This window comes from Corallococcus sp. CA054B (assembly GCF_003611625.1).
Taxonomy (GTDB): Bacteria; Myxococcota; Myxococcia; order Myxococcales; family Myxococcaceae; genus Corallococcus; species Corallococcus coralloides.
In genome coordinates this window covers 18,430-33,933 of record NZ_RAVY01000101.1, presented here as the reverse complement: position 1 = coordinate 33,933, position 15,504 = coordinate 18,430, and the positions used below count along the sequence as shown (strand labels likewise).

Below are 15,504 nucleotides of genomic sequence, written 5' to 3'. Positions count from 1 at the left end.
GACAGGAAGCGCCCGCCGCCCCGGCGCAGGCCCCCGTGCAGCAACTGGTGCAGCGGCTTCCCGTGGCGCCCGGCCTGGGCCACCAGGCGGACCTGCCGGAGGTGAAGGCTCCCTCGCTGGAGAACCTGAACATCCGCGTGCCCCAGGGCGAGGACCTCACGGAAGAGGACCTGCTGGAGCGCTTCCACGAGCTGGCCCGCGCGAAGGCGCAGGTCCGCGAGCGCGCGGAAGGCGAAGCGCTGGCCATGGGCGACGACGTCCGGCTGGACATCCTGGGCTACGCCAACGGCCGCCTCATCCCGCTGAGCACCCGCATGGGCTACTGGATGGAGCTGGCCCCCCAGGTGATGCTGCCCGGCTTCGCGGAGGTCATCGCGGAAGCCAGCGTGGGTGACAGCGTGGAGGTGGGGCTGGTGCTGCCGGACAACTACCCGGCGGAGCAGCTGCGCGGCATGCCGGCCCGCTTCCTGGTGGACGTGCGCGGCGCGCGCGAGGTGCGCATGCCCGACACGGAGTCGGACGCGTTCCTCCAGCAGCTGGGCCGCGGCTCCACGCACGAAGAGGTCATGAGCTCCATCGTGGAGGAGATGGAGGGCGAGATGGCCGACATGCTCTGGGTGGACGCGCGCAACCGGGTGATGGACGAAATCGTCGCCCGCGCCAACGTCACCGTGCCCAAGCCGCTGGTGGACGAGGAGATCCGCCGCCGCTGGCTCCAGGCGGAGGGCGAGGTGCTGGCGCAGAAGTTCTTCAGCCTGGAGGAGCAGCAGGAGGCGCTGGACGGCTGGCTGCACCACCCGGGCATCCGCGACGACGTGGAGCGCCGCCTCAAGATTGCCCTGGTGCTGCGCGCCATCGCGCAGCGGGACAAGCTCCAGCTCACGCCGCAGTATGCGCTGGAGCTGCTCAAGGAGTCCTCGGAGCCCTTCGGCATCACCGAGGCGCAGCTGCGCGAGTCCATGCTGGACCCGACCGCGTCCGCGCAGATGATGGACGTCGCGTGGCACCTGCTCGCCGTGGAGCACGTGATGACGCAGGCGAAGGTGACCTTCGAGGGCGCCGAGGCGGCGCTCGCCTGAGGGCCGGGGCCGTTCCCTCCTGCTCCGGAGCCCGGGTGGCTACCCCGCCGGGTTCTTGGGCGCGGGCGGCTGCTGACCGGGGGCGACGAAGGCCCCCGTCGCGGGGTCGATCTGCCAGGCCGAGTACTGGTGCGTGAGCACGTCCCGCACCTGCCCCTGCTCGTAGCAGACCGAGTACACGACGAAGACCTCGTTCACGAAGTTGGGCCGGCCGTAGCGGTAGCAGTCCTGGTCGCCCTTCTTCTGGAGCGTAAGCGGGTTGCCCAGCAGGCCCCCGACCTCCTGGGTCGTCATCCCCGCGCGCAGCACCTTGATGCCGTGCGGCGTGACGACGGAGAAGGACGTCCCGTTGGCACGCCAGAGGGTGAAGAAGCCCAGGGCGAGCACCACGGGCACCGCCGCGGCCACGAACCAGGTGAAGGTGAAGAGGCTGGACTTCTTCTTGGACCCCTCGCGGAAGGCCGAGAACAGGGCGTCCGGAGAGGTGTCCGCCGGGGCGCCGTCCGGAGTGACCGGGAAGGAGGGATGGGGAGTGCTCACCCTTCTTGAATGCCGTCAGTGCCCGCCGGATTCAAGCGATGGACTGCCGGGGAGTCCACAGCCCGCACGCCTCGCCGGCCACTGACGGGGTCGTCCAGGGTGGGATACGCCCGGATGTCCGGTTCCGGGCCAGGCGTGCGAGTTCACAATCGGGGCGGTGCCGGACTGCTAGAGGGCACACCCTGAGGCTCATCTCGAGGAGTCACACACCATGGCGAAGCGCGCCGCCGCGAAAGGCACCCCCCAGAAGCCCGTGGACCGGGACGTCGTCCCCCCGGGCACGGAGGTGCCGGACAGCGACCTGTTCTTCAACCGGGAGCTGTCGTGGCTGGCCTTCAACGACCGGGTGCTGCAGCTGGCCGAGTCGCCGGAGCTGCCGCTGATGGAGCGGCTGAAGTTCACCTCCATCTACGCGCGCAACCTGGATGAGTTCTTCATGATCCGCGTGGCGCGGCTGCACGAGCAGGTCGCCGCGCGCGTGGGCCGCCTGGTGCCGGACGGCGCGTCCCCGGGCGACACGCTGGACAAGCTGCACACGGGCATCCTGGAGCAGGGCCGGCGCCACGCGGACTGCTTCGAGAAGGTCCTGCGCCCCGCGCTGGCGGAGAAGGGCCTGCGCATCCTGTCCATGAAGGAGCTGGACGCGGATCAACGCGCGCAGATGGAGCAGCGCTTCCGCGAGCAGATCTTCCCCGTGCTCACGCCGCTGGCCATCGGGCTGGGGCGGCACTTCCCGTACATCTCCAACCTGTCCCTGAGCCTCGCGGTGCTCCTGCGCGACCCGGTGGCGGAGGAGGAGAGCGTGGCGCGGGTGAAGGTGCCCAAGGAGATATTGCCCCGCTTCGTGCCGCTCAAGGGGGGCGCGCTCTTCGTGCCGCTGGAGGAGATCATCGCGCAGCACCTGGGGGACCTGTTCCCCGGGATGGAGGTCCTCAACTGGAGCCTGTTCCGCGTGACGCGCGACGCGGACTACACCGTGTCCGAGGACGCGGAGGACCTGCTCAAGGCGGTGGAGACGGAGCTCAGCCAGCGCCGCTTCGGGGACGTCATCCGCCTGGAGATCCAGGCGGGGATGAACGCGAAGCTGCTGGAGCCGCTGGTGGAGGCGCTGACGCTGGAGCCGCGGCAGGTGTACGAGGAGCACGGCCTGCTGGACCTGGCGGACGTGATGTCGCTGGCGATGACGCCGGGCTTCTCCGAGCTGCGCGACCCGCCGTGGACGCCGGTGACGCAGGCGCGGCTGCGCACGGACAACGAGTCCGCGGACGGCGGGGGCACGGTGATGTCCGCGATGCGCCGGGGCGACCTCCTGGTGCACCACCCCTACGAGTCCTTCGGCAGCTCCGTGGAGCGCTTCGTGAGCGAGGCGGTGGAGGACCCGGACGTGCTGGCGCTGAAGCAGACGGTGTACCGCACGTCGGACAGCTCCCCGCTGGTGCCCGCGCTCATCCGCGCGACGGAGCACGGCAAGCAGGCGGTGTGCATGGTGGAGCTGAAGGCGCGCTTCGACGAGCGCACCAACATCCGCTGGGCGAACGCGCTGGAAGAGGCGGGCGTGCACGTCGTGTATGGGATTCCCAGCCTGAAGACGCACGCGAAGGCCATCCTCATCGTGCGGCGCGAGGGCGAGCGGGTGCGGCACTACGTGCACATCGGCACGGGCAACTACAACCCGAAGACGGCGCGGCTCTACACGGACCTGGGGCTGTTCACCACGGACCCGGAGATTGGCGCGGACGTGGCGGACGTCTTCAACTTCCTCACCGGCTTCGGCCGGCCGCGCTCCTTCCGCAAGCTGCTGGTGGCACCGCTGACCATGCGGGAAGGGCTGATGGAGGAGATCAAGAAGACCCAGGCGGCGCACACGCCGGAGACGCCCGCGCGCATCCTGATGAAGATGAACGCGCTGGTGGACCCGGGCATCATCCGCGCGCTCTACGACGCGTCCCGCGCGGGCGTGCGCGTGGACCTCAACGTGCGCGGCATCTGCTGCTTGAGGCCGGGGGTGCCGGGCGTGTCGGAGCACATCCGGGTGGTGTCCAACCTGGGCCGCTTCCTGGAGCACCCGCGCATCTACGCCTTCGAGCGGGGCGCGACGTCGCGGTGCTACATCGGATCCGCGGACATGATGCCGCGCAACCTGGACCACCGGGTGGAGATATTGGCGCCGGTGGAGGACCCCACCCTGGCCGCGCAGGTGAAGGACGTGGTGGAGCGCTGCATGGTGGACACCAGCGGCGCGTGGGAGCTGGGCTCGGACGGCACGTGGCGGCGGAGAGTCGCCGCCACGCCCAACGACAAGCGCTCCGCCCAGGGGGAGCTCATGGAGCGCGCCATCCGCATGGTGCAGATGCAGAGCGGGCGCCCCGTGGCCTGAAGGCCCCCACCGGCTCCCATCGGGAACCCTCAGCCCCGCTCGCCCAGGGCGCTGCGCGCGGCGTCCTCGCGGCGGTGGGCCTCCACCTCCGGGACCTCCTCCCAGCGGATCCACCCGGCGCGCGCCGCGTGCCTCGCGGCGGCCACCGTGTCGTCCACGGCGACCAGCTCACTGCCCGCGTCGCGGATGTCCTTCGCGATGGCCGCCATCTCCTCGCCGCGCTTGGAGCGCCCCGGCACGTTGCGGATGTAGACGCAGCGGATGCGGCCCGGGTACTCGCGCACGATGGTGCGGTAGTGCTCCGCGTCCTCCTGGCCGCTGTCCCCAATCAGCACGAAGGGCAGATGCGACAGCGTCTCCAGCACGCCGCGAATCTTGTCCAGCTTGTGCCCGTGCCCCCCGCCCGGCGCGAACCCATGCTTTGACAGGCCCCAGTCGCGCAAGAGCAGCGGGCCAATGGGGATGCGGTGCATGGCGAGGAACTCGTCCAGGTGCTCGTAGAGGTTCCACGGGCTGCTGGACACGTAGAAGATGGGGTTGTCCGCCCCGCCGCTCGCGCCCGCCTGGAGCGCCGCGTAGAACGCGTCCACGCCCGGGAAGGGCAGCCGCACCCGGTGCTCCGTGAGGAACAGCGCCCACGCGCGCTTGAGCGGATCCGTCACCCCCGTGGCGATGACCGTGTCGTCGATGTCGCTGATGACGCCCAACTCCGCGCTCGTCCCCGCCACCCGCACCGGCGCGGTCACGCGCGGCACGCCTTCGGCCTCTGGCGACAGGAGCTCCAGCTCCACCATGTGCCAGCCGGAGCGCACGCCTTCGGGAGGCGGCACCCACAGTTCCAGGAAGCCCTCCTCGTCCGTCACGCCCTCCCAGCGCTTGTCCCCCCAGCGCACCGCCACGTGCGCGCTGGAAATCTCGCGCGTCATGTAGCGCTTGTAGGAGGCCACGGCGCTGCTCCACAGCGTGTGGCGCTGGCGCTGGGGCGTCACCTTGCGCTCCTCCAGCACGCGCGCCTTGATGACCACGCGCTCCGGGGTGCCGTAGCCCCGGTACGGCAGGATGCGCAGCGGCGGGGCGATGCCCAGCCCCTTGCGCACGCGGCGGCTCAGCACGTCGTAGTGGGCATCCGCCTTGACGGCGAAACGGAACAGCAGCGGGTACAGGTCGGGCATGGCGGGTGCGCGAGTCTACCGTCCCCTCCGTCAATCGTGGCGGCCCAACGTCCGGTCCAGGTTGTATGCGGCGCTGATGAGCGACAGGTGCGTCAGCGCCTGCGGGAAGTTGCCCATCGCCTCGCCGGACATGCCCGTCTGCTCCGCGTACAGCCCCAGGTGGTTCGCGTAGCCCTGCATCCGCTCGAAGATGAGCCGCGCCTCGTCCAAGAGGTCCGGCCGCACCGTGCTCGCGCGCGTCATCGCCTCCACCAGCCAGAAGCTGCACAGGTTGAAGGTGCCTTCGCTGCCTTCAATCCCATCCAGCTTCTCTTCCGTGTCGTAGCGGAACACCAGGCCGTCCGACGTCAGGCCCCCCTCGCGCGGCGCCTTGCGGATGACGTCCAGCGTGGAGAGCATCCGCGGATCCACCGGCGACAGGAAGAACACCAGCGGCATCAGCAGGTTCGCCGCGTCCAGCGCGTCGTGCCCGTAGGCCTGGATGAAGGCGCCCTTCTCCTGGCACCAGCCCTTCTCCATGATCTCCTCGAAGATGGCGTCGCGCGTCTTCAGCCACTTCGCCCGGTCCGCCGGCAGGCTGCGCTTGTCCGCGAGCCGGATGGCCCGGTCCAACGCCACCCAGCACATCAGCTTCGAATAGACGAACTGCCGGCGCGGGCCGCGGATCTCCCAGATGCCCTCGTCCTCCATCTGCCAGTGGTCGCACACCCAATCCACCAGCCGCCGCAGGTGCCGCCAGAAGTCATACGAGATGGGCGCCGCATACTTGTTGGACAGGTACACGGAGTCCATCAGCTCCCCGTAGATGTCCAGCTGGAGCTGGTTCGCCGCCGCGTTGCCAATGCGCACCGGCCGCGCGCCGCCGTAGCCGCGCAGGTGCTGCAACTGCTGCTCGTCCGGTACCCGGGTGCCGTCCAGGCGGAACATCAGGGGCAGCGGCCCGTCCCCGTTCTCCGCGCAGCGCGCCTCCACCCAGCGCATGAACGCGGCGGCCTCCTCGTTGAAGCCGATGCGGATGAACGCGTAGACGGTGAAGGCCGCGTCGCGCAGCCAGCAGAAGCGGTAGTCCCAGTTGCGCGTGCCGCCGGGGGACTCCGGCAGGCTGCACGTGGGCGCCGCGATGATGGCTCCGGACGGCTCGAAGGTCATCAGCTTCAGGGCCAGCGCCGAGCGCTGCACCATCTCCCGCCACCGCCCCGTGTACTTGCACCTGGACAGCCAGTGGCGCCAGTAGTCCACCGTGTCGCGGAAGAGCTTCTCCGCGGAGTCGTGCGTGTGCAGGTGGTGGTGGCAGCCCTCCACGCCGCCCTCGCGCAGGGTGAAGACCGCGGACTGGCTCTCCTGCAGCGTGAAGTGCGCGACGACGCCGTTCTTCTCCTGCTTCAGGGGAATGGGCGTCACCAGCTGCATGCTCAGGCCCTTGGAGACAAAGGCCGCGCCGCCCTTCACCACGTGCGTCTCGTGCTCGTCCCGGGCGTAGTTGAACGCCGGGAAGCACTCCATGCGGAAGGACATCTCCCCGCGCACCACGCGGATGCGCCGCAGCACCTCGCGCCCCTCCGCCCTCGCGCCCTTCCCCAGGGGCATCAGGTCGATGAGCTCTCCCACGCCGTTCGGCGTGTAGAAGCGCGTCACCAGCACGTTGGTGTCCGGCCAGTAGAACTGCCGCTTCATCACCCCGTCCGGCTCCGGGGACACGCGCCAGTACCCGCCCCTCTCCGGGTCCAGCAGCGCCGCGAAGAGGCTGGGGCTGTCGAAGTGCGGGTAGCACAGCCAGTCGATGGTGCCCTCGTTGCCCACCAGCGCCACCGTGCGCAGGTCGCCGATGATGCCGTGGTCCTCGATGGCGATGCCGCCCTTCAGGTCCGAGTGATGCGGGTTCACCGGGCATGCTCCTGGAATGAGATGACGTGCTTGATGCCGCCCTTCGCCTCCACCACCTTCGCGAACTCCGACGGCGGGTGGCGCTGGGTGATGAGCGCCTCCAGCCTCCCCGGCCACTTCGCGCGGAAGCGGGCCAGGTCCTCCAGCGCCTCACGGAAGTCGCTGTCCGACGCGTTCACCGTGCCGAACATCACCCGGTTGCCCAGGACGAGCTGCCCCAGCACCTGGTCACCTTGCAGCTCCAGCGGCTCCTCGCGTCCGGGCACGCCGGTGAAGATGAGCACGCCGTTCTCCTCCAGCACCTGGAGCGAGTCGAAGGCCACCTTGGACGCCCCCGTCGCCTCGTAGATGATGCCCACGCCGCCCAGCTGCTTCTTCAACGCCTCCACCGTCACCTCCTTGCTGGAGATGTACGGCGCGCCCACCGCCTCGGACGCGGCGGCCTTCTCATTGGGCTTGGGGCTGCGCGAGTACACCGTCACGTCGAAGCCCGCGCGCATCAGCGCCATGGCGCCCAGCTGCGCCACCGGCCCCGCGCCCAGCACCAGCGCCTTGCCGGGGTTCACCTTCCACGGCAGGCGGGACTGGATGTGCGCCACCTCGCGCAGGCCCTTCTCCGCGATGGTGAGCGGCTCGGTGAGCACGGCCACGCCGCGCAGGGAGTCCTCCGCCTTGTGCAGGTAGGCCGCGTCCTCCACGAAGTGCTCCGAGCAGAAGCCGTGCGCGCCCTGGATGCCGCGCTCCGTGTAGTCCCCCGTCACGCAGAAGTCCGGGTGGCCGTGGTTGCACGCCGGGCAGTGCGCGTGCGGGCAGGGCCGGCGCACCCGGGGCACCACCAGGTCCCCCGGCCTCAGCCCCTGCACGTGCGCGCCCACCTCCATCACCTCGCCCAGGCACTCGTGGCCGAGGATGAGGTGGTCCTCCCCCTTCGGCGCCGCGCCGTGCTGGCCCTTGAGGATTTCCTGGTCGGTGCCGCACACGCCCACCTCCAGCGTGCGCACCTTGACCTGGGTGGGCGAGTGCAGCCGCGGTTCGGGAACGTCGAGGACGCGCACCTCGCGCGAGGGGAACATGACGGCCACGGCCTTCATGGGATGGAGACTCCTTCCGGGCGAAGTGCTGAATGTCCCTGGACAAGGGGTGCGGACTTGGACGCCATGTCGCAAGTGCCCGCCCGCCTGCCTGGAGGTCGACACTCGCGGGCGCGCGGGTCTATAGAAACAGGCCGTGCGTGCGCCCCCCGCCTACCGACGCAGCCGCGCCACCGCCATCGGTGCCACGGCCTTCCTGATGCTCGCCCTGCCCTTCCTGGTGCTGGGGGTGTTCTTCCTCGGCCAGAACGCGCGCATGGACCTGAGATGCGAACCCCAGGGCCCGTGCGTCCTCAGCCGCTCCAGCTGGCTGGGCCAGGAGGAGGTGGGCCGCTACGCGCCCGGGGACATCCAGGGCGTGGAGGTGGCCCGCAGCCGCAGCACCCGCAAGGGCGCGGCGCCCATCTTCCGGCCCCAGCTGCAGACGACCTCCGGCGTCCAGCCGCTCGCCTACCAGTGGACGCAGGAGGAGCCGGAGGCCCAGGCCTTCGCGGACACCGTGCGGCGCTACCTCACGGGTCCCCGCACGGACGCACTCGCGGTGTTCCAGGACGACCGCAAGGCCTCGCTGCGCGTGGGCGGCGCCTTCTTTGGCGTGGGCCTGGGCGTGCTCGCCCTGAGCCTGTGGCTGCTCTCCCGCACGCTGGCGCACCGCAAGGCGGAGCGGGCCGCCGTCTCCTGACGGACGACAGAGCGCGTCGAAAAGCAGCCGGACGGGCGCCGCGGACTTCACTTCCTGTCCTACAGTGAAAGGCGCCTGCCCGCTTCCAGGCCCCTCCTGTGCGACCGCGGGGCAGGTGAATAGGTTGTGGCGAATGTTTCGACGCCTCATCGAGCGGATGCGGGGCCTGCGCCGGGCGGCGCCCTCATTCCTGCGGCCCGCGAACGTGGAAGCGGACCGGGCGAAGATCTCCATCGCCCGGCTGGACCACCACTACGCCAACAAGGTCGTGGCGCTGAAGGACGTGAACCTCAACGTCCGCTCGGGTGAGTTCGTCTGCCTGCTCGGCCCCTCCGGCTGTGGCAAGTCCACGCTGCTCTACGCGCTCGCCGGCCACGTGGTGCCCACCGGTGGCCGCGTGGCCATTGACGGCAAGCCCATCCACGGGCCCGGGCCGGACCGGCTGCTCATGTTCCAGGAGGCCGCGCTGTTCCCGTGGCTCACCGTGCGCGGCAACATCACCTTCGCGCTGGGCGCCCGGGGCGTGCCCCGCGCCGAGCGCCGCGAGCGGGCGAACACCTTCATCCAGCGCGTGCGCCTGGAGGGCTTCGAGGACACGCTGCCCCACCAGCTCTCCGGCGGCATGAAGATGCGCGCCAGCCTGGCCCGGGCGCTCGCGGTGGACCCCACCGTGCTCTTGATGGACGAGCCCTTCGGCGCGCTGGATGCACAGACGCGCGTGCACATGCAGGAGATGTTGCAGGCCATCTGGCTGCGCTCCGGCAAGACGGTGGTGTTCGTCACCCACGACGTGCAGGAGGCGCTGATGCTGGGCACCCGCGTGGTGCTGATGGCGCCCCGGCCGGGCCGCGTGGTGGAGGACCTGGAGATCCACCTGCCCATGCCGCGCTCGCTGGAGGACCCATCCCTGGACGCCATGGCGCGCGACATCCGCCACCGCCTGCGCGCCTCGGAGGACAACGCGCTGGAGGCGCCGCCCCTGGAGCCCGTGCAGCGCCGCACGCGCACGCCGTCCAGCCTGCCTCGCCCAAGCGTCGTGAGCAGCCGTTAGAGGGGACATCCGCCATGCTGAAATGGGCGCAGAAGCTGGGGATGATCGCGCTGCTCTTCGCGCTCTGGGAGGGGCTGTCGCGCTCCGGCGTGTGGAACAAGCACCTGTTCCCCGGGCCGCTGGAGGTGGTCCAGGCGCTCATCGCCATGGCCCGCGACGGGCAGCTGGGCGGCGCCACGCTGCGCTCGCTGGGCCGGCTGACGCGCGCCTACCTCATGTCGGTGGCCATCGGCGTCCCGCTGGGGCTGTGCATCGCGCGGCTGGCCTTCTTCCGCAACGCGGTGAAGCCGGTGGTGATGGGCCTGCAAGCCCTGCCCTCCATCTGCTGGCTGCCGCTGGCCCTGCTGTGGTTCGGCCTCAACGACAGCGCCATCCTCTTCGTGGTGGTGATGGGCAGCGTGCTGGGCATCGCCATCGCCACCGAGGACGCGGTCAACGGCCTGGACCCGCAGCTGTCCCGCGTGGCCAGCACCCTGGGCGTGCGGGGCCTGCGCTTCTACTTCGGCGTGCTCCTGCCCGGCGCGCTGCCCGGCATCGTCACCGGCCTCAAGCTGGGGTGGAGCTTCGCGTGGCGCGCGCTGCTCGCGGGCGAGCTGCTCTTCGTCTCCGGCGGCCTGGGCCAGCTGCTCACCATGGGCCGCGAACTGATGGACGTGTCCCAGGTGATGGCGGTGATGCTGGCCATCATCCTCATTGGCATCACGGTGGACCGCGTCCTCTTCCAGACGGTGGAGACGCGCCTGCGGCGCCGGTGGGGCCTGACGGCGTCCGTGTGAGCCCAAAGACGCTTCCGCACCCACGGGCATTGATAACAGGTGGGGAATCTCCAATAGCGTGACGCACCATGGCTTCCGCGCGTCCGCTGTCCCTGCTCCTCGGTGTCTGCGCCGTCCTCCTGACGGGTGTCACGTCCTGCAAGAAGGACACGCCCTCCGGCGCCAACGCGCCCCTGCGCGTGGCCTTCTTCCCCAACATCACGCACGCGCAGGCGCTGGTGGCGAACGCGGAGGGGCTCTTCGGCTCTCAGCCCGGCATGGGCCACGTGGAGGTGCGACAGTTCAACGCGGGCCCCGCGGCCATGGAGGCGCTGGTGGCGGGCTCCGTGGACGTGGCCTACGTGGGCCCGGGCCCCGCCATCAACACGTACCTCAAGGCCGGCAAGGAGCTGCGCATCATCGCGGGCGCGGTGAACGACGGCGCGGTGCTGGTGGTGAAGAACGTGAAGACGGCCGCGGAGCTCAAGGGCAAGAAGCTGGCGACCCCACAACTTGGCAACACCCAGGACATCGCCCTGCGCCACTGGTTGAAGGCCCAGAAGCTGAGCATCGCCACGGACGCGGGCGGCGACGTGCAGGTGATTCCCATCAGCAACCCGGACATCCTGGCCCAGTACCTCCAGGGCGCCATCGAAGGAGCGTGGGTGCCCGAGCCCTGGGGCGCGCGCATGCTCGCCGAAGGGGGCGGTCACATCCTGGTGGACGAGCGCGACCTCTGGCCGGACAAGCGCTTCCCCACCACGGTGGTGGTGACGACGAAGAAGGTGCTGGAGACGCAGCGCCCGCGCATCGCGGCGCTCCTGGGCATCCACGTGCGGCTCACCGAGCGCTGGCGCGCGGACCCGGCGGCCTTCGCCACGTCCGTCAACGCCGCCTTCGGCCAGCTCACGCGCAAGCCCCTTCCGGCGCCCGTGCTCCAGGACGCGTTCTCCCGCCTGGAGCCGAGCCTGGACCCGGTTCCCGCCGCGCTGAAGACGTCCGCCGAGCACGCGAAGTCACTGGGCTTCATCCCCAGTGACGACGTCGCGGGGCTCGTGGACCTGAGCGTCCTGGACGAGGTGCGCGGCGGCGCGAAGCCGAACTAGTCCTGCTTCTCCCCCTGGAGGGACAGGGCCACGTTGTCCGTCTCATCCACCTGGTAGAGGGCCAGGACCTGCTGCCCCTTCTCCGGTTGCTTGTAGATGGTCAGGTTGGTCATGTCCAAGGGCACCACCGGCCCGGTCACGTCCTTCACGTACAGGGTCATTCCGGATCGCTTCACCACCGGCCCGCTGACCTGACGCATCTTGTCCGGGTCCGGGGTGATTTGCCGCACGGACTGGCCCGGGGAGACGAGGTCCGGCGACGTGGTGGGGACCGTGCTCACGACGTTCGAGGGGCTGGTGCTCGCCGGTTCGGTGTACTGCGACGTGTTGGCGGGGCCGTCAGCGGCCTTGCCGACCTGGGGTTCACGCGCCAGGGCGGGACCCGCGCACAACAAGAGGCCGAGCGTCGGCGCGGTCCACGCCATGGCTCGCCAACGTCTGGGGAATCCGTGCATCATGGTGACACCTCCCGTGTCACGGGGGCGCTGCCCCCGGGCTCAGGCTCAAACGTAGGGTGGGCAGCACTGAATGTTCAGCGGCGGAACACGGGCCGTGCGTGAGGCAGCTTCCCCACAGTAGGGTGGCGCGCACGCGAGCCAAGGACCGCTCGCATACGAATACGAGGCACCTTTGGCTGGACGCACCGACGAGCAGCACCGCATCGCACTCTTCATCGACTTCGAGAACCTGGTCACCAACACCGGCATCAGCGCCAACAACTTCGACCTGCAGCCCGCCCTGGACCAGCTCCTGGAGCAGGGCAAGGTCGTCTTCCGCCGCGCGTACTGCAACTGGTCGCGCTTCGAGGACGCGAAGCAGCGCCTGCACGACGTGGGCGTGGAGCTGGTGGACGTGCCCCCCTCCACCCGCGCTGGCAAGAACAGCGCGGACATGCGCCTGGTCATCGACGCGCTGGAGCTGTGCTACGCGCGCGAGCAGATCGACACCTTCGTCATCGCCTCCGGCGACAGCGACTTCTGCCCCCTGGCGTACAAGTTGCGTGAAAACGGCCGCACCGTCATTGGCCTGGCCGTGCGCGAGGCCAGCTCCCAGATGTTCGTGCGGGCGTGCGACCAGTTCATCTACATGAAGCCCAAGCACCGGGGCGAGTCCTCGCACAAGGACAAGGACCACGGCGGCCGGGGCGGAAAGGGCGACGAGGGCAAGGGCGGCAAGCGGGGCGGGAAGGGCCACGACAAGGGCCACGACGCCAAGGGCGGCAAGGAAGGCGCCGAGTCCAAGGGCGGCAAGCCCAAGGCGGAGGTGCCCGCCGTCGCGCGCGAGGTGGTGCAGAGCCTGCTGCGCCGGGCAACGGGCCCGCTCAACCCGTCGCTCGTCAAGGAGACCATCGTCCGCAAGGAGCCCGACTTCGACGAGCGCGACCACGGCTTCTCCACCTTCGCGCGCCTCCTGGAGGCGCTGGAGCAGGAGGGGCTCCTGCGCCGCATCCAGCAGGGGCGCCAGGGCTACATCGTGGGCCCGGACTCGGACTTCGGCGCTCCCGCGCGTGAGGTCAAGGGCGGCAAGGGGCGCCACGCCAAGGCGCCCGCCCCGGTGGAGGAGGAGGAAGAGGAGCTGGAGTCCTATCCGGACCCGGACGACGAGGGGCTCTAAGGCCCCCCGCCCGTGAGTCCACTACGCCGTGCGCGGCGTGGTGGACTCGCAGAGGTGCTCCAGGAACTCCGGCAGCAGGCGGGCGGACATCACCCACAGCTTGCCGTCGCCCAGGTCCGCCAGGGACACGCGCTCCGCGTACTCCACGCAGGTGGCCTCCACGTAGTGGACGAACACCTTGCGGTCGCGCGCGCGGTACCACTCCGCCGCGCGGCCCAGGAGCGCCACGAACGCGTCCTGCACCTCCGGCCGCGCGTCGTCCTCCAGCGGCACCAGGCGCACGCCGTCCAGCACGTTGAAGAGGTTCAAGCCCGGCTGCGCGGACTCGAACACCGCGAAGGCCACGGCGCGGCCTTCATGACGGGCCACCACCAGCTCGCGCTCGCGAGACAGGCCCGCGTCACCCCAGCCGGTGCGCGTGGTCTCCAGGTCGAAGCGCTCCGGCACCAGGTCCAGCGCTTCTCTGTAGGCCTCCGGGCGGGTGCCGGCCACGCGGGCGAAGAAGCTGGCGCGCTCCTCCTGGGTGGCCGCGCCCAGGGTGATGTTCGCGGGCTGCGTCCAGGTGCTGTCCACCTCGCCCTCCATCAGGCGGAAGGGCACCAGGCACGTCTGGCCGGTGTGCGCGTACCAGGTGGCGAAGTCGAACTTCGTGTAGCGCACCCAGCGCACGTTCGCCTCGCAGTAGGCGAAGAACCACTTCACCTCCGGGTCCGCCTGGGTGGGCTCGTAGCCGCGCAGGTAGATGTCGCGCAGGGCCTCGCGCGCGGTGGAGCGGCTGCCCGGGGGCTGGTGCCGCGCCAGCTGGTGCGCCATCCAGCTGCCCGCGTAGGGCTTGAGCACGGACAGCGTGGCCTCCATGCCCTCCTCCGCGGGGCGCACCACGCGGTAGCCCAGGAGCGGCGCCTCCTGGAGCTTGTCCTGCGTGCGGGAAAACTGGTCGCGCAGGCTGACGAACTTCTCCGGCTCCTTGCCCGGGAGGCGGAAGTAGCCGGAGCGCTCGAAGAGCTTCCAGGTGGCGTCGTTCCAGTCGCCCTCCACCTGGGTGGTGGGGTGGGCCTGGGCCTCCACCAGCGCGCGCCACGCGCGGGCCCCTTCGGCGTCCAGGGGCCGGACGCTCACGCCGCAGCGGCGGCCGTGGGGCGTGCTGGAGATGTTGCGCACCTCCGCGCGCAGGCGCACCGGCGCGTGGCCCTCCAGCCCGACCTCCATCACCGGCAGGCGCAGGCCCGGGTACATCAGGTCCTCGCCGGGCTCCGTGAGGAAGGACAGGCCTTCGTAGGAGACATCCAGCAGGCCGCGGTGCACGTGCACCTGGGGCCAGAGCGGGTGGTCGAACTCCACCGTGCAGGACGCGTGGGCCTGCGTGCGGCGCAGCCAGCGGTGGCGGAAGCGCACCAGCGACGTGGGCGCCGGCATCAGCAGCAGCCCACCCTCCACGCGCGCGCCGTCCACCTGGAAGTGCACCACGCTGGAGTAGCCGAACGCCTCCAGGGTGAGGGGCCCGGGGGGAAGCACGCCGTGCAGCTGCCAGCCGAACGCGTCCTGGAGCGGCTCGAAGAAGGCGCAGGTGACCTCCGCCACGGTCTGGCCATCGCGCGAGCGCAGCACGCCGCGGGCCTGGCGGGACGCGAGCGCTTCGCAGATGCGCGTGACGCGGTCCGCGTGGTCGATCTGCTCGCGCCACACCGGCCGCGTCTCCGGCGTGAGCAGGAGGCCGTTGTCACGCAGCGACTCCAGGAGGCCCACGATGCGGCGGCCCGCGTCCAGCGGCGGCGCGACGAAGCGCAGGCTCACCTCCGGGCGCATGGCGTTGACGCCAATCACTTCCGCGTCCAGCGCGGTGGCCCACCGCTCGCCCTCACCCACCACCACGGACGCGGCCTGTCCCTTGCGGGGGACCGCGCGCGACTTCAGGTGGAGCGTCAGGTGCTCCAGCGACAGCTGCACCAGACGACCGGGAGAGAAGTCCGCGCCAAACGAGGCCGCCGCGCTGAGCTCGGTTCCCACCCGGTATCCGAGGAGGGCTTCGCGGCCGGCCGGCGCGTCGTGGGTGTCAGTGTGCATGCGGGGGCTCCCTGATGTCCTACGGGGCATGATCTTACGACGTCCGAAGAAACTGTGCTGTCCCCAGTTACGCGTGACCCGGGGAACTC

At 70.5% G+C, this 15,504-nt stretch carries 13 protein-coding genes; 7 read left to right on the top strand and 6 right to left on the bottom strand.

Features of this window, described 5'->3' with window-relative positions:
- A partial coding sequence (locus tag D7V80_RS23425; RefSeq protein ID WP_233585656.1) for a peptidylprolyl isomerase occupies positions 1–1,079 on the top strand: 1,079 nt, incomplete at its 5' end.
- Positions 1,080–1,118: 39 nt separating this feature from the next.
- Here D7V80_RS23425 and D7V80_RS23420 read toward each other — a convergent pair.
- A complete protein-coding gene (locus tag D7V80_RS23420) occupies positions 1,119–1,619 on the bottom strand; it encodes a hypothetical protein (protein ID WP_120590268.1) in 501 nt (166 codons plus the stop codon).
- 211 nt (positions 1,620–1,830) lie between these two features.
- Between D7V80_RS23420 and ppk1 the strand changes: the two genes are divergently transcribed.
- Positions 1,831–3,996 carry a polyphosphate kinase 1 gene (gene ppk1 / locus D7V80_RS23415; RefSeq protein ID WP_120590267.1) on the top strand — a complete coding sequence of 722 codons (2,166 nt, stop codon included), beginning with the start codon at positions 1,831–1,833 and terminating at the stop codon, positions 3,994–3,996.
- 29 nt (positions 3,997–4,025) lie between these two features.
- Here ppk1 and D7V80_RS23410 read toward each other — a convergent pair whose 3' ends face one another.
- Genes D7V80_RS23410 through D7V80_RS23400 form a run of 3 tightly spaced genes read right to left on the bottom strand, consistent with a single transcriptional unit; the run spans position 4,026 to position 8,143 of the window.
- On the bottom strand, positions 4,026–5,168 hold the full coding sequence (locus D7V80_RS23410; protein ID WP_120590266.1) for an App1 family protein: 1,143 nt from the start codon (positions 5,166–5,168) through the stop codon (positions 4,026–4,028).
- Positions 5,169–5,198: 30 nt separating this feature from the next.
- Positions 5,199–7,052, bottom strand: a complete 1,854-nt coding sequence (locus tag D7V80_RS23405; protein WP_120590265.1) for a glycoside hydrolase family 15 protein — start codon at positions 7,050–7,052, stop codon at positions 5,199–5,201.
- Positions 7,049–8,143 (bottom strand): glucose 1-dehydrogenase, encoded by a 1,095-nt coding sequence (locus D7V80_RS23400; RefSeq protein ID WP_120590264.1) that lies wholly within the window; start codon positions 8,141–8,143, stop codon positions 7,049–7,051. Before D7V80_RS23400 ends, D7V80_RS23405 begins: the two co-directional genes overlap by 4 nt.
- A 136-nt stretch (positions 8,144–8,279) precedes the next feature.
- Here D7V80_RS23400 and D7V80_RS23395 point away from each other — a divergent pair, with 136 nt between their 5' ends.
- The 4 genes from D7V80_RS23395 to D7V80_RS23380 all read left to right on the top strand — a co-directional run bounded on the left by D7V80_RS23395 (position 8,280) and on the right by D7V80_RS23380 (position 11,737).
- Positions 8,280–8,825: a hypothetical protein gene (locus D7V80_RS23395; protein WP_120590263.1), complete on the top strand. Its 546-nt coding sequence runs from the start codon at positions 8,280–8,282 to the stop codon at positions 8,823–8,825.
- Between the two features lie 133 nt (positions 8,826–8,958).
- Positions 8,959–9,876, top strand: coding sequence for an ABC transporter ATP-binding protein (locus tag D7V80_RS23390; protein WP_120590262.1), 918 nt, complete (start codon positions 8,959–8,961; stop codon positions 9,874–9,876).
- 14 nt (positions 9,877–9,890) lie between these two features.
- Positions 9,891–10,652: an ABC transporter permease gene (locus D7V80_RS23385; protein WP_120590261.1), complete on the top strand. Its 762-nt coding sequence runs from the start codon at positions 9,891–9,893 to the stop codon at positions 10,650–10,652.
- Positions 10,653–10,720: 68 nt separating this feature from the next.
- Positions 10,721–11,737 carry an ABC transporter substrate-binding protein gene (locus D7V80_RS23380; protein ID WP_120590260.1) on the top strand — a complete coding sequence of 339 codons (1,017 nt, stop codon included), beginning with the start codon at positions 10,721–10,723 and terminating at the stop codon, positions 11,735–11,737.
- Here the strand turns inward: D7V80_RS23380 and D7V80_RS23375 are convergent.
- Positions 11,734–12,162 (bottom strand): hypothetical protein, encoded by a 429-nt coding sequence (locus D7V80_RS23375; RefSeq protein ID WP_120590259.1) that lies wholly within the window; start codon positions 12,160–12,162, stop codon positions 11,734–11,736. The genes D7V80_RS23380 and D7V80_RS23375 overlap by 4 nt on opposite strands.
- 205 nt (positions 12,163–12,367) lie before the next feature.
- Between D7V80_RS23375 and D7V80_RS23370 the strand changes: the two genes are divergently transcribed.
- Positions 12,368–13,351, top strand: coding sequence for an NYN domain-containing protein (locus tag D7V80_RS23370; protein ID WP_120590258.1), 984 nt, complete (start codon positions 12,368–12,370; stop codon positions 13,349–13,351).
- A 21-nt stretch (positions 13,352–13,372) separates the two neighbouring features.
- Here the strand turns inward: D7V80_RS23370 and D7V80_RS23365 are convergent, their stop codons facing one another.
- Positions 13,373–15,415 carry a PilZ domain-containing protein gene (locus D7V80_RS23365; RefSeq protein ID WP_120590257.1) on the bottom strand — a complete coding sequence of 681 codons (2,043 nt, stop codon included), beginning with the start codon at positions 15,413–15,415 and terminating at the stop codon, positions 13,373–13,375.
- Positions 15,416–15,504: the final 89 nt, after the last annotated feature.

Excerpts from the sequence above, each read along its gene's own strand:
- D7V80_RS23410 (WP_120590266.1), bottom strand. The coding sequence starts at position 5,168 with ATGCCCGACCTGTACCCGCTGCTGTTCCGTTTCGCCGTCAAGGCGGAT.
- D7V80_RS23400 (WP_120590264.1), bottom strand. The coding sequence starts at position 8,143 with ATGAAGGCCGTGGCCGTCATGTTCCCCTCGCGCGAGGTGCGCGTCCTC.
- D7V80_RS23365 (WP_120590257.1), bottom strand. The coding sequence starts at position 15,415 with ATGCACACTGACACCCACGACGCGCCGGCCGGCCGCGAAGCCCTCCTC.
- D7V80_RS23390 (WP_120590262.1), top strand. The coding sequence starts at position 8,959 with ATGTTTCGACGCCTCATCGAGCGGATGCGGGGCCTGCGCCGGGCGGCG.
- D7V80_RS23385 (WP_120590261.1), top strand. The coding sequence starts at position 9,891 with ATGCTGAAATGGGCGCAGAAGCTGGGGATGATCGCGCTGCTCTTCGCG.
- ppk1 (WP_120590267.1), top strand. The coding sequence starts at position 1,831 with ATGGCGAAGCGCGCCGCCGCGAAAGGCACCCCCCAGAAGCCCGTGGAC.
- D7V80_RS23375 (WP_120590259.1), bottom strand. The coding sequence starts at position 12,162 with ATGGCGTGGACCGCGCCGACGCTCGGCCTCTTGTTGTGCGCGGGTCCC.
- D7V80_RS23380 (WP_120590260.1), top strand. The coding sequence starts at position 10,721 with ATGGCTTCCGCGCGTCCGCTGTCCCTGCTCCTCGGTGTCTGCGCCGTC.